This window comes from Streptomyces sp. NPDC012935 (genome assembly GCF_042900345.1).
GTDB lineage: Bacteria > Actinomycetota > Actinomycetes > Streptomycetales > Streptomycetaceae > Streptomyces.
Genome location: NZ_JBIBBC010000003.1, coordinates 18,277 through 39,906, shown reverse-complemented (window position 1 = coordinate 39,906; position 21,630 = coordinate 18,277). Strand labels below are relative to the sequence as shown.

The following is a 21,630-nucleotide window of genomic DNA, read 5'->3' as shown; positions in this document are numbered from 1 at the left end:
CATGACGCCAGGACACGGCAGTACGGTTGACGGAGTGCTGCGCCGCAGTGCCCGACGCACCCCGGCACGCGTCGCGGTAGAGGACCGCGAGCGTGCGTGGACGTACGAGGAACTCGACGAGGCCGTCTCCCGCGCGGCGAGCGTCCTGCTCGAGAAGGGCCTCACCCCCGGCGACCGGGTGGCCGCCTACGGCCACAACTCGTGCGCGTATCTGATCGCCTTCCTGGCATGCGCCCGCGCGGGACTCGTGCACGTCCCCGTCAACCAGAACCTCACCGGCGACGACCTCGCCTACATCGTCCGCCAGTCCGGCAGCTCCCTGATCCTCGCCGACCCCGGCCTGGCCGGGCGGCTACCCGACGGCGTCCCCACGATGCCGTTGCGCGACGCCGACGACTCACTGCTGGCACGCCAGGCCACGGCAGTCGCCCACGACGGTCCGGAGCCGCGCAGCGAGGACCTGGTCCAACTCCTCTACACCTCCGGTACGACGGCCCTCCCGAAGGGCGCGATGATGACCCACCGCGCCCTGGTCCACGAGTACCTGAGCGCGATCACCGCCCTCGATCTGAGCCCCGGCGACCGTCCCGTCCACTCGCTGCCGCTGTACCACTCGGCGCAGATGCACGTGTTCCTCATGCCGTACCTGGCGGTCGGTGCCACGAACATCATTCTGGAGTCGCCCGACGGCGACCAGCTCTTCGACCTCATCGAGGCGGGCCGCGCGGACAGCCTGTTCGCGCCGCCCACGGTCTGGATCGGCCTTGCCGGCCGCCCCGACTTCGCGACCCGCGACCTCGACGGACTGCGCAAGGCGTACTACGGCGCCTCGATCATGCCGGTGCCGATCCTGGAGCGGCTTCGTGAGCGGTTGCCGAAGCTGGCCTTCTACAACTGCTTCGGGCAGAGCGAGATCGGCCCGCTGGCCACGGTGCTGCCCCCAGACGAGCACAAGGGCCGGATGGACTCCTGCGGCCGTACCGTCCTCTTCGTCGATGCCCGGGTGGTCGACGAGGACGGCGAGGACGTGCCCGACGGCACGGCCGGCGAAATCGTCTACCGCTCCCCGCAGCTGTGCGAGGGCTACTGGGACAAGCCCGGGGAGACCGCAGCGGCCTTCCGGGACGGCTGGTTCCGCTCCGGGGACCTCGCGGTGCGCGACGCGCACGGCTACTTCACGATCGTCGACCGGGTGAAGGACGTCATCAACTCCGGTGGCGTACTGGTCGCTTCACGTGAGGTCGAGGACGCCCTGTACAGCCATGAGGGCGTCGCCGAGGTCGCCGTGATCGGCCTGCCCGACGAGCGCTGGATCGAGGCCGTAACGGCAGTCGTCGTCCCGCGCGGCGAGGTGAGCGACACCGAACTGATCGACCACGCGCGCGAGAAGCTCGCCCGCTTCAAGGCGCCGAAGCGGGTGGTGTTCGTGGACGAGCTGCCGCGCAACGCGAGCGGGAAGATCCTCAAGCGGGAGCTGCGGGACAGGTTCGCTCGGGACTGATCCCGCCGGGGCCCGGGGCGCACCGGCCCCAGGGCCTGTTGCGAAAGTGGCCTCGTCGCCCGCCGGACGTCGCGCGGCAGAGGCCACTTTCACAACAGGCCCTAGCGGGGGCGCAGGTCCTGGATGCGCCGGATCTTGCCCACGGAGCGTTCCAGCGACTCCGGTTCGACGATCTCCACGGCGACCGACACCCCGATGCCGTCCTTCACGGCTGCCACGATGGCCTGCGCCGCCGCGTCCCGGGTCTCGGGGGAGGCGTCGGGGCGGGCTTCTGCCCGGACGGTCAGGGCATCGAGCCGACCCTCACGGGTGAGACGCAGCTGGAAGTGGGGTGCCACACCCGGGGTCCGGAGCACGATCTCCTCGATCTGGGTCGGGAAGAGATTGACCCCGCGCAGGATGACCATGTCGTCACTGCGCCCGGTGATCTTCTCCATCCGCCGGAACACCCGGGCGGTTCCCGGCAGCAGCCGCGTCAAGTCCCGGGTGCGGTAGCGGATGACGGGCATGGCCTCCTTGGTGAGGGAGGTGAACACCAGCTCGCCCTCCTCGCCGTCGGGCAGCACCTCACCGGTGATCGGGTCGACGATCTCCGGGAAGAAGTGGTCCTCCCACACATGCAACCCGTCCTTGGTCTCCACGCACTCCTGCGCGACCCCGGGCCCGATGACCTCCGACAGCCCGTATATGTCGACGGCGTCGATCGCGAACCGCTCCTCGATCTCGCTACGCATCTGCTCGGTCCAGGGTTCGGCCCCGAAGATGCCCACGCGCAGGGATGTCCCGCGCGGATCGACGCCCTGCCGTTCGAACTCGTCGAGAAGGGTGAGCATGTACGACGGGGTCACCATGATGATCTCGGGCTTTAGGTCCTGGATCAGCTGGACCTGGCGGGCCGTCATGCCGCCGGACGCGGGGATGACCGTACAGCCGAGGCGTTCGGCGCCATAGTGTGCACCGAGCCCGCCGGTGAACAGCCCGTAGCCGTACGCCACATGCACCTTGTCCCCGGGCCGGCCGCCGGCCGCCCGGATGGACCGGGCCACCATGTCGGACCACAGGGAAAGGTCGCCGTCCGTGTAGCCGACCACCGTGGGCCGACCGGTGGTGCCGCTGGAGGCGTGGATGCGACGGATGCGGTCCTGGGGCACGGCGAACATCCCGTACGGGTAGTTCTCGCGCAGGTCGGCCTTGGTCGTGAACGGGAAGTGCGCCAGATCGGCAAGCGAACGGCAGTCGTCGGGCCGTACGCCCGCCTTGTCGAAGGAGTCCCGGTAGAAGGGCACATTGTCGTACACGTGCCGCAGCGACGTCCGCAATCGCTCCAGCTGCAACGCCCGCAACGCTTCCGGCGCGAGCCGTTCCCCCGAGTCCAGCAGCTCCGTCGCATCCGCCATGGGGACTTCTCCCTCGCCAACCGCGCCAATCCGGACGACCGATCATTCGGTCTGGGTGTTCGAGATCAGTAATCCAGGCACGGATTGATCAGGCAAGGGGGCGGGCCGCACTTTCTGCGGAGTGGGGCACGGCAATGGCGTTCGTGGATCGGACCTCGTCGGCCGTCCCGGCGGCACGGCCGGGCATACCAGGCCGCCCACCGGAGCAGATTCAGCACGATGACCGACCACCTTCACAACCGCACACCCGACGCGCCCCGACCCGCCCGCCTCGTGCTGGCGGAAGGGGCCCGTGCCGTCACGGAGGCCCGCTGGTTCGCCCTTGCCGTGCTCGGCGTGATCCTGGCCAACGCGGCGCTGCTGGGCGCGGAGACGTATCGCGGCCTGGTCGGCGAGTGGCACCACTGGCTGAGCTACGCCGAACACGCCTGCCTCGCCGCCTTCACCGCCGAGATCGCGCTGCGCGCCTGCGCACACGCCGACCGGCCCCGGGACTTCCTGCGCGACCCGTGGAACCTGTTCGACCTCGCCGTCGTGGTCTGCGCGTTCCTGCCGCTCGTCCGCGAGAACGCCACCGTCCTACGGCTGCTGCGCCTCGCCCGCGTCCTGCGCACCGCCCGCTTCCTGCCCCAGCTGCGCATCGTCATGGTCGCGGTCGCCCGCAGCCTGCCCGGCACCGTCAGCTTCCTGCTGGTGGGCGCCCTGCTGCTGTACGTCTACGCCATGGTGGGCTGGGTGTTCTTCGGCCTGCACGACCCCGAGCAGTACGGCTCGATCGGTCGCGCCGTCCTCACCCTCTTCCTGCTGATGACGCTGGACGGCCTCGGTGAAGCGGTCCACGCCGGTCTGGAGATATCGCCCTGGAGCGTCCTCTATTACGCCTCCTACGTTCTGATCGCCTCCTTCGTGCTGGTCAACGTCCTCATCGGCGTCGTCATCAGCTCCCTGGAGGAGGCACGAGAGCTGGAGGAGGAACGGGAACAGCGCCGCAGGGGCCCTGCCACGCACGAGACCGGCCGGCCCGAGACCGATCAGGCGGGGCTCGGTGGACGCGATCAGGAACTCAGGGCCCGCATCGCCGTCGCCCGCCGCGCCCTCGACGACATCGAAGCGAGCCTTCGCGGACATCCCGTGCGCCTTCCCCGAGGGACGGAGGGCGGCGCGCCCCGACGCTCGGCATGACCCGACCCGGCCCGAGTCGTCCTCACTTCGCCTGCGGCCCGTACGCCGTCATGAAGCGATCCCGGAACTTGTCCATGCCCCATGTCGGTGCGTTCTGCGCGGGCTTGAGGCCGTCCGTCCAGTGCCAGTCGGCGATCTTGTCGAGGACCTTCGGGTCGCGGGCGACGACCGTGACGGGGACGTCCTTGCTGGTGCTGCCGGCGGTGACGGTCGGCACGGGCTGGTGGTCGCCGAGGAAGACGAGGACCGTGTCGTCGGTGCCGTAGCGCTCGACCCATTCGGTCAGGCTGTCGATCGAGTACTCGATGGCGCGGCGGTACTCGGTGCGGACGCGCTCGGGGTCCTTCCAGACCTCCTTGGGGTCCGTGCCCTCCTTCTTGATCCGGTGGAAGACCGATCCGTCGCCGAGGTCGTCCCAGTCGATCATGCGGGCGATGGGGGACCAGGGGTTGTGGCTGGAGGCCAGGATGATCTCCGCCATGATCGGCTCCCGGTCCTTCTTGCCGTGCTCCAGACGCTGGAAGGCCTCCAGGCTGAACTGGTCGGGCACGGGGGTCCAGCTGAAGTACGGGCCCTGGTAGCCCAGGTGCTCGGAGTCGTAGATGTGGTCGAGGGCGAAGTACTTGCCCTCCGGCCAGGCCCGTCGCACGCCGGGCACGACGCCGACCGTGCGCCACGCGCCGGTCTTGCGGAAGTAGCTGTTCAGCGTCGCGCGGTCGCTGGTCGTCAGACTCCGGTACCGCTGCTGGTTCTTGATCCACAGGCCGGAGAGGAAGGTGGAGTGGGCGAGCCAGCTGCCGGCCCCTGTCACCGGGGACTTCAGCCAGGCGCTGCGTGACTCGAATCCGGCCGACTCGAGCCTGTTCGTCCCCTCCTTGAGCGTCGCGTCGAGCTGCGGTGCCATCGCAGGGTCGTCGATGGCCACACGGCCGTAGCTCTCGATGAACGTGAACAGGACGTCCTTGCCGCGCAGCCCCGTCAGCAGCTGATCCGGCGGGGTCTTCGCGAAGGCGTCGACGGCCGCCTGTTTCTGGAAGACCCGCCCGTCCCTGAGGCCCGCGCGCACCTGCTCGACACGGTTGTTGAGGAACTCGGCGTTGCCCTTGGTGGCGAGGGGCACGCCGGTGACCTGGATGCCCAGCGTCATGCTGGTGATCCACGCGGTACCGAGGATCAGCGTCGTGCGGGCGGCGACGGCACGGTGGCCGACCATGAGGTTCGTCACCCGCACCATGGCGAGCGTCATGAGGACCAGTACGGCGACGAACAGCACGATGACCCCGGCGACCGCCAGCACCTGCCCGGTCCGGCCGAAGGACTCCCGGACGAACTCCGCCGCGTCGTCCAGCAGGATCCAGTCCAGGACCAGATCGAAGGGGCGGGCCAGCACTTGGTAGAAGCCCATGTCGACGAACTTCAGGACGGTGAGCAGCCCGAGCAGCGCACCGGAGACCACCGCCATCAGCCGCCGTGACCGCGGCGGCAGCGCGAGCAGCAGACCGGCCAGCAGGATCCCCTCGGCCGGGAGCCGGAAGAACGCCTCGGGGCCGAGCCGTTCGAGGCGGTTCGGCACGAGAAGCGCGAACAGCAGGAGCGCCCCCGCCAGAGCCGTCGTCCCCACGGTGATGCCGCGTGCCGTACGGGGGTAGCGGCGGCGCCAGCCGAACCAGCCGGGGGCCGCGAAGCCGTGCCGCTCCGCAGCGCTGCTCGCCTCGGCCTGGTCGGCTTCATCGAGGGCCGAGTTCGCCTCGGCCTGGTCGGCTTCCTCGACCGCGGCCTTCGCCTCCGCTTGGTCGGCTTCCTCGACCGCGGCCTTCGCCTCGGCCTGGTCGGCCTCCTCGACCGCCGTGTTCCCCTCAGCCGCCTCGACCGCCTCGGCGGGCTCGCCCGCTTCAGCCGTGGTCGAGTCCTCCGACTCCCGTACCTGCTCTGCTGCCTCCTGCGACACCCGGAGGTCCTCCCGTGCGGTCTTGCGATGGCATGGCAAACAGCGCCCGATGACCGAGCCTGCCACCACGAGTACGTCCGCACGTCACCTTAGGTTCAATCAGACCTGCCCGGAATTCATCCGTCCGCTGCCGCCGCCACCTCGCGCGCCCACCGGTAGTCCGCCTTCCCGCTGGGCGAGCGCCGGATCGAGTCCGTGATCACCAACTGACGGGGGATCTTGTAACCCGCGAGGTGGGAACGGCAGTGCGCCTGGATGTCCGCCAGCGACGGCGATGCCGCCCCCGCCCGCAACTGCACCACGGCGGCCACGTGATGCCCCCACTTCGCGTCCGCCACCCCGGCCACCAGGGCGTCGTACACGTCGGGGTGGGACTTGAGCGCCTGCTCGACCTCCTCCGGGTACACCTTCTCGCCCCCGGTGTTGATGCACTGAGAGCCGCGTCCCAGCACCGTGACCACGCCCTCCGCGTCGACGGTGGCCATGTCGCCGAGCAGCACCCACCGCCGGCCGTCCTTCTCGAAGAAGGTCTCGGCCGTTTTCCCGGGGTCGTTGTAGTAGCCGAGCGGAACGTGACCGCACTGCGCGACCCGGCCCACCTCGCCGACGGCGACAGGCTCGTGGGTCGCCGGATCGACCACCCGCGTACGGGAGTTGACCCGGATGCGGAAACCGCGCTCGGGGCCGGAGTCCTCGGTCGCCGTACCGTTGAAGCCGGATTCCGAGGAACCGAAGTTGTTCAGCAGCATCACGTTCGGAACCAAGTCCTGGAACTGCCGGCGGACCGTGTCCGACATGATCGCCCCGGACGACGACACGCTGAACATCGACGAGCAGTCCGTGCCCTTCATCGGCCCGTTCAGCGCGTCGACCAGCGGTCGCAGCATCGCGTCGCCGACCAGCGACACGCTCGTGACCTTCTCGCGCTCGATCGTCCGCAGGACCTCCTCCGGGACGAACTTGCGGTGGATCACGATGCGCTGGCCGAAGTTGAAGCCGATGAAGGCGGTCAGTGTGGAAGTACCGTGCATCAGCGGGGCGGTCGGGAAGAAGGTGATTCCGTCGCCGCCGGCCGCCACCCGCTCGGCGAGTTCCTCCGGCTTCTTCACCGGCTCGCCGGTCGGCGCACCCCCGCCCAGGCCCGAGAAGAACAGATCCTCTTGGCGCCACATCACGCCCTTGGGCATCCCGGTGGTGCCGCCGGTGTAGATGATGAACTGGTCGTCTCCCGACCGTGCCGGGAACCCGCGCTCGGGCGACCCGGCGGCCTCGGCGTCCGCGAAGGCCACGGCGGGCACGACCGGCGCCTTGACGGCGCCCGGGGTCACGCTGCCCACCCGCACCAGATGCCGTAGCCCGTCCACGCGCGGCAGCGCCGCCGCCACCCTGTCCGTGAACTCCGCCTCGAAGACCAGGGCCACCAGATCGGCGTCCCGATAGAGGTACACCAACTCCTCTTCCACATAGCGGTAGTTGACGTTGACAGGGACGATCCGCGCCTTCAGGCAGGCCAGCACCGTCTGCAGATACTCGATGCCGTTGTAGAGGTGGAGCCCGAGGTGCTCGCCGGGGCGGATCCCGCTGTCGATGAGGTGGTGCGCGATCCGGTTGGCGGCCGCGTCGAGCTGTGCGTACGTCAGGCGGCGCTCCAGGCCCGTGCCCGGGTGGTCGATGTACACGAGCGCCTCGCGGTCGGGAACCGCGTCCACGACCGACTCGAACAGGTCGGCAATGTTGTACTCCACCGCTCCTCCTGACCTCGGCCACGGCCTCGCTCTCCGACGGTTCGCCGGTCATCAGAGCAAAGGGCGGCACAACTGTGAAGCCTGCGCGCAAAAGAATCTGACTGGCTGTCAGAAAACCCTTGAAGTGCCTCCGCGCCTACTGCAACCTGTTCTCGTTCTTTCAGAGGGGAGACTGGTCATGGCTGGGACGGAACACCTCGCCGTGCGGCGCGAGGGCGCCACACTGGTGCTCACGCTCAACAGGCCCGAGGCGAAGAACGCGCTCTCGTTGCCGATGCTGGTCGGCCTCCACGACGGCTGGGCCGAGGCCGACGCGGACGACTCGATCCGCTCGATCGTGTTCACGGGAGCCGGCGGCACCTTCTGCGCGGGCATGGATCTCAAGGCCCTGGCCGGGAACGGCATGGCGGGCGAGCAGTACCGCGACCGGCTCAAAGCCGATCCCGACCTGCACTGGAAGGCGATGCTCCGCCACCACCGGCCGCGCAAGCCGGTGATAGCGGCGGTCGAGGGGTACTGCGTGGCGGGCGGCACCGAGATGCTCCAGGGCACGGACATCCGGGTCGCGGGCGAGTCGGCCACGTTCGGGCTGTTCGAGGTGAAGCGCGGTCTGTTCCCGATCGGCGGCTCCACGGTCCGCCTGCAACGCCAGATCCCGCGCACCCACGCCCTGGAGATGCTGCTCACCGGCCGCCCGTACAGCGCCCGCGAGGCCGCCGGCATCGGCCTGATCGGGCACGTCGTCCCCGACGGCACGGCACTGGCCAAGGCCCTGGAGATCGCCGAACAGATCAACGCCTGCGGCCCGCTGGCCGTCGAGGCCGTCAAGGCGTCGGTCTACGAGACGGCCGAAATGACCGAGTCCGACGGTCTCGCCGCCGAACTCAAGCGCGGCTGGCCGGTCTTCGACACGGCGGACGCCAAGGAGGGCGCCCGCGCCTTCGCGGAGAAGCGGACACCCGTCTACCAGCGCGAGTAGCGCCGCGCCGGCGAGGGCCGGTTCGCAAGCTGCGTGCCGTCTGCGGCCGGTCGCGCCCACGCGGCGGAGCCGCACATGTCACAGCCCCGCCCCTTCGGGGCGCGGTTCGCCAGCGCCGCTCATGTACCGCCCGGCCGCCACACAAGCCCCTCCCGAAGGAGGCAAGCCCTCGATGCCCGAAATCCTCAAAGCACCCCTCGTCGTAGAGTTCCCCTTCACCCGCTCCGTCGGCCCCGTCCAGAGCGCCTTCCTCACCGGCCTGCGCGAACGCGTCGTGCTCGGGGTGCGGACCAGCGACGGCCGCACGCTCGTCCCACCGGTCGAGTACGACCCCGTCACCGCCGAGGAGATCCGCGACCTGGTCGAAGTCGCCCCCACCGGTACGGTCACCACCTGGGCCTGGAACCACGCCCCCCGCCGCGACCAGCCCCTCGACACGCCCTTCGCCTGGGTACTGGTCCGCCTCGACGGCGCCGACACCGCCCTCCTGCACGCCCTCGACGCCCCCGGCCCCGACATCGTGCACACCGGCATGCGCGTCCGCGTCCGCTGGGCCGGGGAACGCACCGGCGCCATCACGGACATCGCCTGCTTCGAGCCGTACGACGACGCCCTGAAGGACAGCGGCCCGGACGACGGCAGCTCCGCCGAACCGGCGCACCACACCGGCCGGTTCGCGGACCCGATCACCGGCATCGTCGCTGCCGCCCGGCTCGACTACACGTACTCACCGGGCCGCGCCCAGTCCGCCTACATCAACGCCCTGGCCGAACGACGCAACGTCGGCGAACGCTGTCCGTCCTGCCGCAAGGTGTACGTCCCGCCGAGGGGTGCTTGCCCCACATGTGGCGTGGCCACATCGGAACAGGTCGACGTCGGCCCCAGCGGCACGGTCACCACGTTCTGCATCGTCAACATCAAGGCGAAGAACCTCGACATCGAAGTGCCGTACGTCTACGCCCACATCGCCCTCGACGGGGCCGACCTCGCCCTGCACGCCCGTATCGGCGGCATTCCGTACGACCAGGTGCGCATGGGTCTGCGGGTCGAACCGGTGTGGACGCAGAGTTCCCGCTTTCCCGACCACTACCGGCCCACGGGCGAGCCCGACGCGGACTACGACACCTACAGGGAGCTGCTGTGAACCGCGAGATCGCCGTCGTCGCCTTCGCGCAGACCGACCACCGGCGCACCAGCGAGGAGCTCTCCGAGGTGGAGATGCTCATGCCCGTCCTGCACGAGGTCCTCGCACAGACCGGCCTGAAGACCGCCGACATCGGCTTCACCTGCTCCGGCTCCAGCGACTACCTGGCCGGTCGTGCCTTCTCCTTCACCCTCGCCCTCGACGGCGTCGGCGCCTGGCCGCCGATCTCCGAGTCGCACGTCGAGATGGACGGCGCCTGGGCGCTGTACGAGGCATGGACCAAGCTGCTGACCGGAGACGCCGACACCGCGCTGGTCTACTCCTACGGCAAGTCCTCACCGGGTCCGCTCCGCGACGTCCTCACCCGCCAGCTCGACCCCTACTACATCGCCCCACTGTGGCCCGACTCCGTAGCCCTGGCCGCCCTCCAGGCCCAGGCCCTCATCGACGCCGGCGACACGGACGAACCCGCGCTCGCCGCCGTCGCCGCCCGCAGCCGCACCGACGCGGCCGCCAACTCCCATGCCCAGCTCCGGGGTTCGGTGCCGCAAGGGGAGTACGTCGTCCAACCGCTGCGCACCGGCGACTGCCCGCCCATCGGAGACGGTGCCGCCGCGGTGATCCTCGCGGCGGGGGAGCGGGCCCGCGAACTGTGCGACCGGCCCGCCTGGATCCGCGGCATCGACCACCGCATCGAGGCACACAGCCTGGGCGTGCGTGACCTGACTGACTCGCCCTCGACCCGCCTCGCCGCCGAGCGGGCCGGCGCATTCGAACGTCCCGTCGACACCGCCGAGTTGCACGCTCCGTTCACCTCCCAGGAGATCGTCCTGCGCAAGGCGCTGAAGCTCGGCGACGGTGTACGCGTCAACCCGTCCGGTGGGGCGCTCGGCGCCAACCCCGTGATGGCCGCCGGACTCATCCGCGTCGGAGAGGCCGCCGCACGTGTCCACCGGGGCGAGTCCGACCGGGCGCTCGCGCACGCCACCTCAGGACCCTGTCTGCAACAGAACCTGGTCGCCGTACTCGAAGGGGATCCGCGATGAGCAAGGAGCCCGTGGCCGTCGTAGGCATCGGCCAGACCAAGCACGTCGCGGCGCGCCGGGACGTGTCGATCGCCGGGCTCGTCCGGGAAGCGGCCCGAAGCGCCCTCGACGACGCCGAGTTGACCTGGGACGACATCGATGCCGTCGTCATCGGCAAGGCGCCCGACTTCTTCGAGGGCGTCATGATGCCGGAGCTGTATCTCGCCGACGCGCTCGGCGCCGTGGGCAAGCCCATGCTGCGGGTGCACACGGCCGGCTCGGTCGGCGGATCCACCGCGCTGGTCGCCGCCAACCTGGTCGCGGCCCGCGTGCACGGCACCGTGCTGACGCTGGCCTTCGAGAAGCAGTCCGAGTCCAACGCCATGTGGGGACTTTCCCTGCCGATCCCCTTCCAGCAGCCCCTGCTTGCCGGGGCGGGCGGCTTCTTCGCGCCGCACGTGCGCGCGTACATGCGGCGCAGCGGCGCGCCCGACACGGTCGGCTCGCTGGTGGCGTACAAGGACCGGCGCAACGCGCTGAAGAACTCCTACGCCCACCTGCACGAGCACGACATCACCCTGGAGAAGGTCCAGGCCTCGCCCATGCTGTGGGACCCGATCCGCTACTCGGAGACCTGCCCCTCCTCCGACGGCGCCTGCGCGATGATCCTCACCGACCGCGCCGGAGCCGCCCGCGCCCCCCGCCCGCCCGCCTGGATGCTCGGCGGCGCGATGCGCAGCGAGCCCACCCTCTTCGCCGGCAAGGACGCCGTGTCGCCGCAGGCCGGCAAGGACTGCGCGGCCGACGTCTACCGGCAGGCGGGGATCGCCGACCCGCGCCGGGACATCGACGCCGCCGAGATCTACGTGCCGTTCTCCTGGTACGAGCCCATGTGGCTGGAGAACCTCGGCTTCGCCGCCGAAGGCGAGGGCTGGAAGCTCACCGAGTCCGGCGTCACCGAGCTGGACGGCGACCTGCCCGTCAACATGTCGGGCGGCGTCCTGTCCACCAACCCCATCGGGGCGTCCGGCATGATCCGGTTCGCGGAGGCGGCCCTCCAGGTGCGCGGGCAGGCGGGAGAACACCAGGTGGAGGGGGCCAGGAGAGTCCTCGGGCACGCCTACGGAGGCGGGTCCCAGTTCTTCTCGATGTGGCTCGTGGGAGCGGAACCCCCGACCTCCTGAAAGGTCCCCCTCACGTGGCCTGTCGGCACCCGGAACCGATCGCTAGGCTGGCCCGCGGACGACGAATCGGGAGGAGCACGGACGTGGCCGAGAGCACCATCCAGCAGCAGCCGATCACGGGCTGGGACAAGCCGGAGCTGGACCTCGCAGACGCCGATTGGCACTCGAGCAGCCGTGGCCTGGGGGATGTCCAGATCGCCTTTGTCGAGGGGTTCATCGCGATGCGCAACAGCGGCCGCCCGGAGAGCCCTTCCCTGATCTTCACACCCGCCGAGTGGGGTGCCTTCGTGTCGGGCGCGAGGGAGGGCGAGTTCGACCTGACCTGACGGCGCGGACGCAGGCGAGCCGACGGGCGGGCGCCCCGCGCGTCGGCCGCCTTCGGGCCGATCCGGGGGTGTTCCGCCCGTTTTTCCGGACACGCGACCTTGAGAGCGCCCCTCGGGCCGACGCCTGAGCCAGGCTGGCCCCGGGGGAACGGTCGTATTTCCGGAGGTGAGGAACCCATGAGCACCCTGCCGGTCATCGCGGCGGTCGACGGCTCGGACGACAGCCTGGTCGCACTGGACTGGGCTTTCGAGGCCGCCCTGGTGCGTGAGGCGCCGCTGCGGGTGGTTCACGTGCAGCAGTACGTCGTGTGGGCTCAGCCCGTCGCGATGCCGACCGGACGGCCGGATCCGGAGGATGATCCGGTTCTCGAGCGGGTACGCCGGTATCTGGAGGGGAGAGCCGAGCGGCCGGCGACGGAGTACGTCGCCCTCGGCGGCGCTCCCGCCGCGATGCTCGCCGAACTGGGCTCCACGGCCCAGCTGTTGGTGCTCGGCAGCCGGGGGCGCGGCGGCTTCGCCAGCCTGCTGCTCGGCTCCAACGGCATGGCCGCCGCACGCGATGCCGGATGTCCGGTCGTCGTGGTGCCCAAGCCGGGACGCGAGGTCCACGACGACACGCCGATCGAGCCGGGCCCGCGGGTCGTGGTCGGCCTCCAGGTCGACAGCCCCGACGACGCGACCCTGGCCTTCGCCTTCGCCGAGGCCGCCCTGCGCGGCGCCCGGCTCCAGGTCATCGCCGCTTACAACTGGCCCCTGCACGTCTGGACGGCAGCCACCGCCCAGATCGTGCCCCCGTCCGAGGACCAGGACGCCGTCGAGGCCGAGACCCGCACCCTCGCCGAAGGCTTCCTGGCCCCGCACCACGAGCGGCACCCCGAAGTCCACGCCCAGCTCTACATCGCTCCGGGCGACGCGGCCGGCCACCTCGTCTCGGCGTCCAGGGACGCGCACCTGGTCGTCGTGGGCCGCCACCGACGCCGCCTCCTGGCCCCGGCCCGCATGATCGGCTCGGTGACACACGCCGTCCTCCTGCACACCGCGAGCCCGGTCGCGGTCGTACCCCCGGAGCCACCGGAGCCACTGGAGGAGTGAGGGGCCCGCTGAGCGCAGGGGGTCCGAGGCCCGTCATGTCATCCGCTCCGGGCTGCCTCACGCCCTCGACATGAGACATTGCGGGAGCCCCCGCTCACGGGCCGGGGAGCACACCTCGAACCCATGCCCGCACGTCATGCAACAGGCCCGGCCACGTACCATGGCGACATGTCGTTCCTCCGCCGCCGCAGCGCCACGCCCGCCGGGCCCGACTTCGACGTTCTGGCCATGGACCCGGGCGACTGGCCCGGCAATCTGGGCGCCGGGCTGCTGCCCGCCCCCGACGGCAGCTGCCAGGGCGTCTTCCTGCGCTACGACCTCTTCGGCGGCCGCGGCCCCGCGATGATCATCGGCAATCTGCCGGAGGGCTCGCCGGCCCGCGAGGTCGACGAGGACGAGATCCCGTTCGAGGTCGCACAGCTGCTGCTGGCCCTGGAGAACGACGAGGAGGTCACCGTCGTCGGCAGCGAGGACGTGCCGGTGATGCAGGGCGACAACCTCCTGATCGTGCGCCGCCTGAAGCTCTCCGAGAGCCGGATCTCCTGCGTGCAGTTCGACCGCAGCGACAACGTCCTGGTCACCATCGCCGCGTGGGACCGCCCCATCACGGACGACCTGTACGCCCTCCTGAAGCCGCTGCCCGCGGAGCTCTTCCAGCAGAGCTGAATCGTCCCGGCTGTTCCCGGCTACGACCCCGAGGGCAGCTCCCGTACGTCGTCCGCCCGCACGTACGCCACGCGGTGCCCGAACTGGATCTCGTAGTACACGTCCTTGCCGGTCACGACCCGGTGCGAGGCCGAGTCGAAGGTCACCGCGTAGTAGTACTCACCCGGCACCTTGTCACCGGCCACGTACCTCTGGCCCGCGGGCAGGGTGTACGGCAGCGGCGACACCGCCTGCGCAGGCACGTCCGACGGATAGGCCGAGGCCTCGGGGTAGGCGCGTCCGTACACCGGGACACTCTGCACGCCGTCCTTCGGCGTCACCACGCGGCCGGCCGTGTGCACAGCGGTCGGATTCTTGGCCGGGTTCTTGAACCAGGCCTTCTGGCCCAGGTACCAGATCGCCGTCCAGTCGCCGTCCCGTCCGGCGACCGCGTACTGCTGGCCGGTCGAGACCCGCGACGACAGGTCGTTGACGCCGGTGGTCGGAGTCGAACCCAGGCCGACGTCCTTGATCAGGGGATACGACTCGCCGGGCCCGGAATACAGCCGCACCGCGCTCGAACCGTGGTCCGCGCACGGCTGGCCCGCGGAGACACAGCCCGTGAAGCGGGGCCTGTTGGTCGCGTAGTCGGGGCGGATCGTCACCAGGCCGCCGTTCGGGCCCGCGGTGGGCACCAAGGGCCGGCCCAGCAGCTCGAAGTAGTGCCGCCAGTCCCAGTACGGGCCCGGGTCGGTGTGCATGCCACTGATCGTCGACGAGGTCGGACCCGGCACGGTGTCGTGGCCGAGGATGTGCTGCCGGTCCAGCGGGATGCCGTACTTCTTGGCGAGGTACGTCACCAGGCGTGCGGAGGACCGGTACATCGCCTCCGTGTACCAGGCGTCCGGCTTCGCCAGGAAGCCCTCGTGCTCCAGGCCGATCGACTTGGAGTTGATGTACCAGTTGCCCGCGTGCCAGGCGACGTCCTTGGCCTTCACATGCTGGGCGATGTGGCCGTCGGTGGAGCGCAGCGAGTACTGCCACGACACATACGTCGGGTCCTGCACCATGTCGAGGACGCCCTCCCAGGCGCCCTCCGTGTCATGGACGACGATGTATTCGATCTTCTGGGACGCCGGACGGTCCCCCAGGTCGTGGTTGCCGTAGTCGCTGTCCCCGAACTCCTCGTACGGCGCCGGGATCCACTCGCAGGACACCGTGGGCGGGCACTCCGTCCCGGCGGCGTCGGGCTTGCGCAGCCCCGCCCGCCGCAACTGCCCGGTGTCGGGGGAGAGGCCCGGATGGGCTGCCAGGACGACCAGTTGCCCCGCGTCCGTGTGCCGCTCCTGTCCGGTGCGCAACACGTCGTAGACGTCGTTCGCGTACGCCGCCGCAGCAGCCGTGTCGCCGGCGCCGGTGAAGCGGGCCACCGCGCCGTACCACTCGGCCGGGTCGGAGCTCAGCGGTTCGCCCAGCTCCTTCTGCGCCGCGGCGAGCAGGGCGGCGCCGCCTGCCACGTTCGCCGCCGGGTCCCTACGCAGCAGCTCCGCGCTCAGTCCGGTCAGTTCGGCGGCCTTCGGCAGCGTCCTGAGGCGGGCCGGAACCGTGGCGGGCTCCGGCGGCTTCGCCTCGTGGAGCAGGGGAGCGCGGGCGCTGTCGCCGCGCGCGTCCTCCGAGCCATCGCTGTGGTGCGGCGGCGACTCGGCGAGGGCGGTGCGGGCGTCGGTGAGGTGCATCGGGCCGTAGCCGCCGGTCACACTCGGCGAACCCGCGTGCGCGTCCCAGCGGGACTGCAGATAGGAGACGCCCAGCAGCACGCTCTGCGGCACGTGGTACTTGGCGGCGGCGGACGCGAAAGCCGACTGCAGAGCGTTCTCCGAGCTCCCGGCGTCGGACGGCGCCGCGCCGAGCAACGGGAACAACAGTGTCGCAGTTGCCAAGGCGGTGACGGATCCTCGCAAGGGAGCCTCCTGGGACGGTCGGGCGCGATGAGCCGTGCGGGGGCCGGGCGTGCGTCTGTGGTACCGGCTGTCCGACGATCCGTCAATCATGACAACCGTCAGGCGAATTCCCTTGTCAACCGGGATTCCCGGGAGTTTCGTGGTGGCGGTCTCCTGGCCTGCGAGGCGTCAGTGGCGTATCCCATTGGGACCGGTCACACGAAAGCCCGCGGTACGCCGCTGTCTCCAGGGCGCACCGCGGACCACCGTCCCCGTCAGCGAGTGCCGACCGCCGCGCGCAAGGCCCGTCGGGCCAGTTGGCAGTCGTCGTGCAGCCGCCGCAGCAGCAGCCGCTGTTCCTCGCCGGACGGCGCAGCACCCGGGTGGGCCACTCCCGGTGCCGCCGGGGTCGGAGCATCGTGCATCGAACGCTGCACGGCCGTCTCATAGGTACGGATCTCACGGGTCAGCACCAGCATCAGGTTCACCAGGAACGCGTCCCGTGACGCCGGACCCGCCGACTGGGCGATCTGGCTGATCTGCCGCCGGGCCACCGGCGCGTCCCCGAGCACCGACCACAGCACGGCCAGGTCGTAGCCCGGCAGGTACCAGCCCGCGTGCTCCCAGTCCACCAGCACTGGACCGGCCGGTGAGAGCAGGATGTTCGAGAGCAGTGCGTCGCCGTGGCAGAACTGGCCCATGCCCTGCCGGCCCGCGGTCGCCGCGATGCCGTGCAGCAGCTTCTGCAGATCCCCCATGTCCCGGTCGGTGAGCAGCCCCAGCTCGTGGAACCGGGAGATCTTGGCCGCGTAGTCCAGCGGCGCGTCGAACGTGCCCGCCGGCGGCCGCCACGCGTTGAGCCGGCAGATCGCGCCGAGTGCCGCCCGGATGTCCGCACGCGGCGGCGTCTCCAACGGGTGCCGCTGCAGTGCCGCCACCCGGCCCGGCATCCGCTCGATGACGAGGGTGCAGTTGTCCGGATCCGCTGCGATCAGTCTCGGCACGCGCACCGGAGGGCGGTGCCGGACGAACGAGCGGTATGCCGCTATTTCGTGGCGGATCCGCTCCGACCACTCCGGGGAGTGGTCGAGTAAACACTTGGCGACGGCCGTGCTGCGCCCGGTCGTGCCGACCAGGAGGACGGACCGCCCGCTGCGGCGCAGCACCTGCACCGGAGCGAACTCCGGGCAGATCCGGTGCACCGACGCGATCGCGGTGCGCAGCTGGGCGCCCTGAGGGCCGGACAAGTCGAGTCTCCCGCTGAGCGGTTGGGTGCCGAGCCCCGCGGCACGCGGCGGCCGGCCCGCCCCGAGCACGGGGGCGGGCGCCGGCCGCGCGGGGGCGAGGTAGGGGCCGCTGCCCGCCGGGCGGGAACGTAGCGACCGGGGCGGGGCGGACACGGAGGACGATGCTGCGTACATGGGAGAAACAGATCCCTTCGTGTGCCTGCGACGACAATGCGCTGCCCGATCCGGTCGCCCGGGTGCACCCTGGGGAATGCACCGGCCATATTCCAAAGGGCGACCGGGTCGGGGTGGCGCATTCCTACCTGACACCCGATGCGCAGTGGCACACCATCTGGCGCACCCTGGCGAACCCTGGCGAATAGTCGCCCGGCATCTTTCACCGGGCTACTGTCAACTCAGCCGAGAACCTGGGGGCTTGACGTGAGCGGAGAACCCAACACCCGCCTATCGGACCTGTTCGGCCTGGCCGGCTGGTCCAAGGGCGAACTCGCGAGGCTGGTCAACCGGCAGGCGGCGGCCATGGGCCACCCCCAGCTGTCGACCGACACCTCGCGGGTGCGGCGGTGGATCGACATGGGAGAGATCCCGCGCGATCCGGTGCCGCGGGTGCTGGCAGCCCTGTTCACCGAGCGTCTCGGCCGTGTCGTGACCATCGAGGACCTCGGTCTGGTCCGGCACGGGCGTGCGGGGAAACGGCAGGACGGCGGGAGCGTTGAGCATCCCGACGGTGTGCCGTGGGCGCCCGAACGGACCGCCGCGGTCCTCACCGAATTCACGGGAATGGACCTCATGCTCAACCGACGCGGCTTGGTGGGCGCGGGTGCCGCGCTCGCCGCGGGATCCGCACTCAGCAGCGCCATGCACGACTGGCTGCACACCGACCCGGCCCTCAAGGCCGACGCTCCCCACTTCGACGACCCCCTGCACGCCGACCCCGCCGGGTTCGACCGCTACGAGGCCGCCCCCATCGGGTCGCAGGAGATCGAGGAACTGGAGCGCTCGGTCGAGGTGTTCCGGGCCTGGGACGCGGCCCGCGGCGGCGGGCTGCAGCGCAAGGCAGTCGTAGGGCAACTCAACGAGGTGGGCGGCATGCTCGCCTACCACCACCCCGAACATCTGCAGCGGCGCCTGTGGGGCGTCGCCGCCAACCTCGCCGTCCTCGCAGGCTGGATGTCGCACGACGTCGGCCTGGAGCCAACGGCCCAGAAGTACTTCGTCATCGCCGCCCACGCGGCCCGGGAGGGCGGCGACCGGCCCCGCGCCGGAGAGGCGCTCTCCCGAGCGGCTCGCCAGATGGTGCACCTCGGCCGGCCCGACGACGCACTCGACCTCATGAAACTCGCCCAGTCCGGCTCCGGTGACGAGGTACTGCCGCGCACCCGGGCCATGTTCCACACCATCGAGGCCTGGGCGCAGGCGTCGATGGGCCGGGGCCAGGCCATGCGCCGCACCCTGGGACAGGCGGAGGACCTCTTCGTCTCCGACAAGAGCGACGTGCCGCCACCCAGCTGGATGCAGACCTTCAAGGACGAGGATCTGTACGGCATGCAGGCCCTGGCCTACCGCACGCTGGCCGAGTTCGAGCCGGGCGCTGCCGCGCACGCCCAGCACTTCGCGGAGAAGGCCCTGGCCCTGCGCGTTGACGGGCGCGAGCGGTCGAAGATCTTCGACCATCTGTCCATGGCGTCCGCCTGCTTCATCGCGGACGACCCCGAACAGGCCGACCGCTACGCGCGACTGGCCCTGATGTCGATGGGTTCCAACTCGTCGGGCCGCACCTGGGACCGGCTGCGCCAGATGTACCGACTGACCGCCGAGTACTCCAGCTACCCGAAGATCCACGAACTGCGGGAGGAGATCCAGTTGGCGCTGCCCAAGATGAAGAAGTCCGGCGGCGGCAACAGCGCACGGGCGTAAGGGGACTGTGCGCTGATCCCTTCCCGGAAGTTCCAGAAGGTCCTGGGCCGCTGAAGTTCTAGGACGTCACCCTGGCCACGAGCACACAGGCGTTGTCCTCGCGCTCACTCTCACCGAACTCCTCGACGACCAGCCGCACGCAGTCCTGTGCGGTGCCTGCCTCGCTGATGCGGGCGCCCAGGCCGAGGAGGCTGTTCACGGAGTCCGCTGCGCTGTGCCCCGGCACCAGTCCGTCGGTGTGCAGCAGGAGCACGTCGCCCACCTCGAGGGTCTCTTCGGCCTGCGCGTATACGGCACCCGAGGTGGCACCGAGCAGGACGCCGTCCGGCGCGTTCAGCCTGCGCCCCGTCCCGTCGCGGAACAGCAGCGGGGCGGGGTGTCCGGCCTGCGCCCAGGCGAGGGTGCGGGTCTCGGGCCGGTAGCGGCAGCAGACGGCGCTGCCGAGAGCCGGCTGGACGGTGGCGTCGAGTAACTGGTTGAGCCAGGACATCAGTTGGCCCGGCTGGGTGCCGGCCATCGCCATGCCGCGTACGGCCCCCAGCAGGGTGGCCATGCCCGAGGCCACGGCGACGCCGTGCCCGGTGAGGTCGCCGACGCTCAACAGCGTTTCCCCGTCGGCCAGTTCGAGGGCGTCGTACCAGTCGCCGCCGATCAGCGTGCTCGTCGACGCGGGCAGGTGCCGGGCTGCGAGGTCCAGTGTCCGCGGGCCCTGGTGCGGGAGCCGCAGGGAGCCGCGCCACGGCGGCAGCACGGCCTCCTGCAGCTCGACCGCCAGCCGGTGCTCGGTCTGCGCGTGGTGCCGGTCGTGCTGGAGCGAGTCACGGGTCTCGCTCACCGCACGCCGGCAGCGGCGCAGTTCGCTGACGTCCCGCAGCACGGCCCACATCGAGGCGGTGCTGCCGTCAGAGTCGAGCACGGGCTCGCCCATCATGTGCACGGTCCGGGCCTCGCCGTCGGGCCGTACGATCCGGAACTCCCCGTCGATGGGCTTGGCGTCGATGAGGCAGTCGGTGACCATCGCCGTCAGCTTCGACCGGTCCTCGTCGAGCACCAGGGACGGCAGCTCGTCAAGGGTGAGGGGCGGAGCGGCGGGGTCGCGCCCCAGGATCTCGTAGAGCTCGCCGGACCAACTGGCCTCGTCCGTCAGCAGGTTCCACTCCGCACTGCCGACCCGGCTGAGCAGCGAGCCGCGCCGGGGAGCAGGCGGCAGGGCCCGGCCGGTGGGCGCGGCCTCGGACGCCGGGAAGGCGGGGGCCGGGCCGTCCCGCAGCTGGGCCAAGTGCTCGTCGAGGTCGTTGAGGTGGTGCAGCGCGAGGTCGCACAGCGCCCGCTGCCACCGCTCCTGCGGGTCCGAACCGTCGCTCTGCGTGTCCCGGCGTACGGCGTCGACGTCGCCCTTGAGCCGTCGCGTCTGCGATATAAGCGCTTCGACCGAGCCGCGTCCGGGCGGCTGAGCGGCGGGGCGGTCCGCAGAGACGTGGGACGGCATGACGCACTCCGATGCGGGGACGGTACGACCAAGGCTGACGGAAGGACCGTTACGACTGTCGCACAGCCCGCGACGCCCTGTAAGGGATTTGGCAACACCCGATTCGGTGGTGCGTCCGGCATATGCCAGAGTCTTCACGGAGGGCCCATCCGATACGGATGGTGTACGTCATCGGGTGTGTCAAGTCGTAGGCAGCGTACGCCACTTGGCGGTCCGAACGGGCGATTGTACGGCCGTCATCCGCGTGTTCGACGGTCGCATGTTCTAGAGGTGGAGCGGCGACGGGCACCCCTTGCGGGGTTGCACTCATCGGTAGTGATGCAGGTCACAAAATTGATGTCCACTTGGACGTAATGCGAAGGGCACTTGCGGGGTCGTAAGAGGACAGCGGCAAAAACCGAGCCCGACCGCCGACCCGCAGGGAGACCGCCCATGGACATCGCCCTCGAGCAGCCCGCCCACGCCCGTCTGATCACAGGCGACGAGCGCGAACTGTCCGTGCCCGCCAAGCTGCGCTATGCCTCCACGGACCCGCTGGCGGTGTACATCGACTTCCCGGGCGACGTCTCCCTCGACGGTCACGGTGCCACCTGGACCTTCGCGCGCAGCCTGCTGGAGGCGGGGCTGCGCGGCCCGGCCGGGGACGGAGACGTGCACATCTGGCCGTGCGGCGAGGAGCGTACGGTCGTGGAGCTGCACTCGCCCTACGGCATGGCCCTGCTGCAGTTCGACACCGCGGCCCTGAACCGCTTCCTGCTGCGGACGTACGCGGTGGTCGCGTCCGGCGAGGAGGACCTCGGGGCGGTTGTGGAGCGCGGCCTGAGCGCGCTCTTCGGCAGCGTATGACGTGAGCACCGCGGCGGCGTGCG

Annotated in this window: 17 protein-coding genes; 11 read left to right on the top strand and 6 right to left on the bottom strand. The window is 70.6% G+C overall.

The genetic code is table 11. The annotated features are described in order from the left end of the window. The first annotated feature begins 1 nt into the window (after position 1). Positions 2-1,501 carry an acyl-CoA synthetase gene (locus ACFY5C_RS09085; RefSeq protein ID WP_389442327.1) on the top strand — a complete coding sequence of 500 codons (1,500 nt, stop codon included), beginning with the start codon at positions 2-4 and terminating at the stop codon, positions 1,499-1,501. A gap of 101 nt (positions 1,502-1,602) precedes the next feature. On the opposite strand, the gene paaK is transcribed toward ACFY5C_RS09085, so the two are convergent. Continuing rightward, positions 1,603-2,898, bottom strand: a complete 1,296-nt coding sequence (paaK, locus tag ACFY5C_RS09080) for a phenylacetate--CoA ligase PaaK (RefSeq protein WP_389442324.1) — start codon at positions 2,896-2,898, stop codon at positions 1,603-1,605. A 219-nt stretch (positions 2,899-3,117) separates the two neighbouring features. Between paaK and ACFY5C_RS09075 the strand changes: the two genes are divergently transcribed. Beyond that, positions 3,118-4,080, top strand: coding sequence for an ion transporter (locus tag ACFY5C_RS09075; RefSeq protein ID WP_389442322.1), 963 nt, complete (start codon positions 3,118-3,120; stop codon positions 4,078-4,080). A gap of 22 nt (positions 4,081-4,102) precedes the next feature. Here the strand turns inward: ACFY5C_RS09075 and ACFY5C_RS09070 are convergent, their stop codons facing one another. Both ACFY5C_RS09070 and ACFY5C_RS09065 read right to left on the bottom strand, forming a co-directional pair. Then, entirely contained in the window at positions 4,103-5,701 is a 1,599-nt protein-coding gene (locus ACFY5C_RS09070) for a sulfatase (RefSeq protein ID WP_389443359.1), read from the bottom strand. Between the two features lie 443 nt (positions 5,702-6,144). Then, a complete protein-coding gene (locus tag ACFY5C_RS09065) occupies positions 6,145-7,773 on the bottom strand; it encodes an acyl-CoA synthetase (protein ID WP_389442319.1) in 1,629 nt (542 codons plus the stop codon). A gap of 178 nt (positions 7,774-7,951) precedes the next feature. On the opposite strand from ACFY5C_RS09065, the gene ACFY5C_RS09060 reads away from it, so the two are divergent. The 7 genes from ACFY5C_RS09060 (at position 7,952) to ACFY5C_RS09030 (ending at position 14,189) form a co-directional block, all read left to right on the top strand. Continuing rightward, positions 7,952-8,752: a crotonase/enoyl-CoA hydratase family protein gene (locus tag ACFY5C_RS09060; protein ID WP_389442317.1), complete on the top strand. Its 801-nt coding sequence runs from the start codon at positions 7,952-7,954 to the stop codon at positions 8,750-8,752. A gap of 172 nt (positions 8,753-8,924) precedes the next feature. Beyond that, a complete protein-coding gene (locus ACFY5C_RS09055) occupies positions 8,925-9,896 on the top strand; it encodes a Zn-ribbon domain-containing OB-fold protein (protein WP_389442315.1) in 972 nt (323 codons plus the stop codon). Further along, positions 9,893-10,942, top strand: coding sequence for a thiolase domain-containing protein (locus tag ACFY5C_RS09050; protein ID WP_389442313.1), 1,050 nt, complete (start codon positions 9,893-9,895; stop codon positions 10,940-10,942). Before ACFY5C_RS09055 ends, ACFY5C_RS09050 begins: the two co-directional genes overlap by 4 nt. After that, a complete protein-coding gene (locus ACFY5C_RS09045; RefSeq protein ID WP_389442311.1) occupies positions 10,939-12,105 on the top strand; it encodes a thiolase domain-containing protein in 1,167 nt (388 codons plus the stop codon). Before ACFY5C_RS09050 ends, ACFY5C_RS09045 begins: the two co-directional genes overlap by 4 nt. 83 nt (positions 12,106-12,188) lie before the next feature. After that, positions 12,189-12,431 carry a DUF397 domain-containing protein gene (locus ACFY5C_RS09040; protein ID WP_363043009.1) on the top strand — a complete coding sequence of 81 codons (243 nt, stop codon included), beginning with the start codon at positions 12,189-12,191 and terminating at the stop codon, positions 12,429-12,431. Positions 12,432-12,608: 177 nt separating this feature from the next. Next, positions 12,609-13,523 carry a universal stress protein gene (locus ACFY5C_RS09035; RefSeq protein ID WP_389442309.1) on the top strand — a complete coding sequence of 305 codons (915 nt, stop codon included), beginning with the start codon at positions 12,609-12,611 and terminating at the stop codon, positions 13,521-13,523. A gap of 168 nt (positions 13,524-13,691) precedes the next feature. Continuing rightward, a complete protein-coding gene (locus ACFY5C_RS09030; RefSeq protein ID WP_389442306.1) occupies positions 13,692-14,189 on the top strand; it encodes a hypothetical protein in 498 nt (165 codons plus the stop codon). A 20-nt stretch (positions 14,190-14,209) separates the two neighbouring features. On the opposite strand, the gene ACFY5C_RS09025 is transcribed toward ACFY5C_RS09030, so the two are convergent. Both ACFY5C_RS09025 and ACFY5C_RS09020 read right to left on the bottom strand, forming a co-directional pair. Then, on the bottom strand, positions 14,210-16,219 hold the full coding sequence (locus ACFY5C_RS09025; RefSeq protein WP_389442303.1) for an N-acetylmuramoyl-L-alanine amidase: 2,010 nt from the start codon (positions 16,217-16,219) through the stop codon (positions 14,210-14,212). 164 nt (positions 16,220-16,383) lie between these two features. Beyond that, positions 16,384-17,529, bottom strand: a complete 1,146-nt coding sequence (locus ACFY5C_RS09020) for an aminoglycoside phosphotransferase family protein (protein WP_389442300.1) — start codon at positions 17,527-17,529, stop codon at positions 16,384-16,386. A 246-nt stretch (positions 17,530-17,775) separates the two neighbouring features. Here ACFY5C_RS09020 and ACFY5C_RS09015 point away from each other — a divergent pair, with 246 nt between their 5' ends. After that, on the top strand, positions 17,776-19,272 hold the full coding sequence (locus tag ACFY5C_RS09015) for a hypothetical protein (protein WP_389442297.1): 1,497 nt from the start codon (positions 17,776-17,778) through the stop codon (positions 19,270-19,272). Between the two features lie 58 nt (positions 19,273-19,330). On the opposite strand, the gene ACFY5C_RS09010 is transcribed toward ACFY5C_RS09015, so the two are convergent. Next, positions 19,331-20,761, bottom strand: coding sequence for a PP2C family protein-serine/threonine phosphatase (locus tag ACFY5C_RS09010; protein WP_389442295.1), 1,431 nt, complete (start codon positions 20,759-20,761; stop codon positions 19,331-19,333). Positions 20,762-21,193: 432 nt separating this feature from the next. On the opposite strand from ACFY5C_RS09010, the gene ACFY5C_RS09005 reads away from it, so the two are divergent. Next, positions 21,194-21,607, top strand: coding sequence for an SsgA family sporulation/cell division regulator (locus tag ACFY5C_RS09005; protein ID WP_389442293.1), 414 nt, complete (start codon positions 21,194-21,196; stop codon positions 21,605-21,607). Positions 21,608-21,630: the final 23 nt, after the last annotated feature.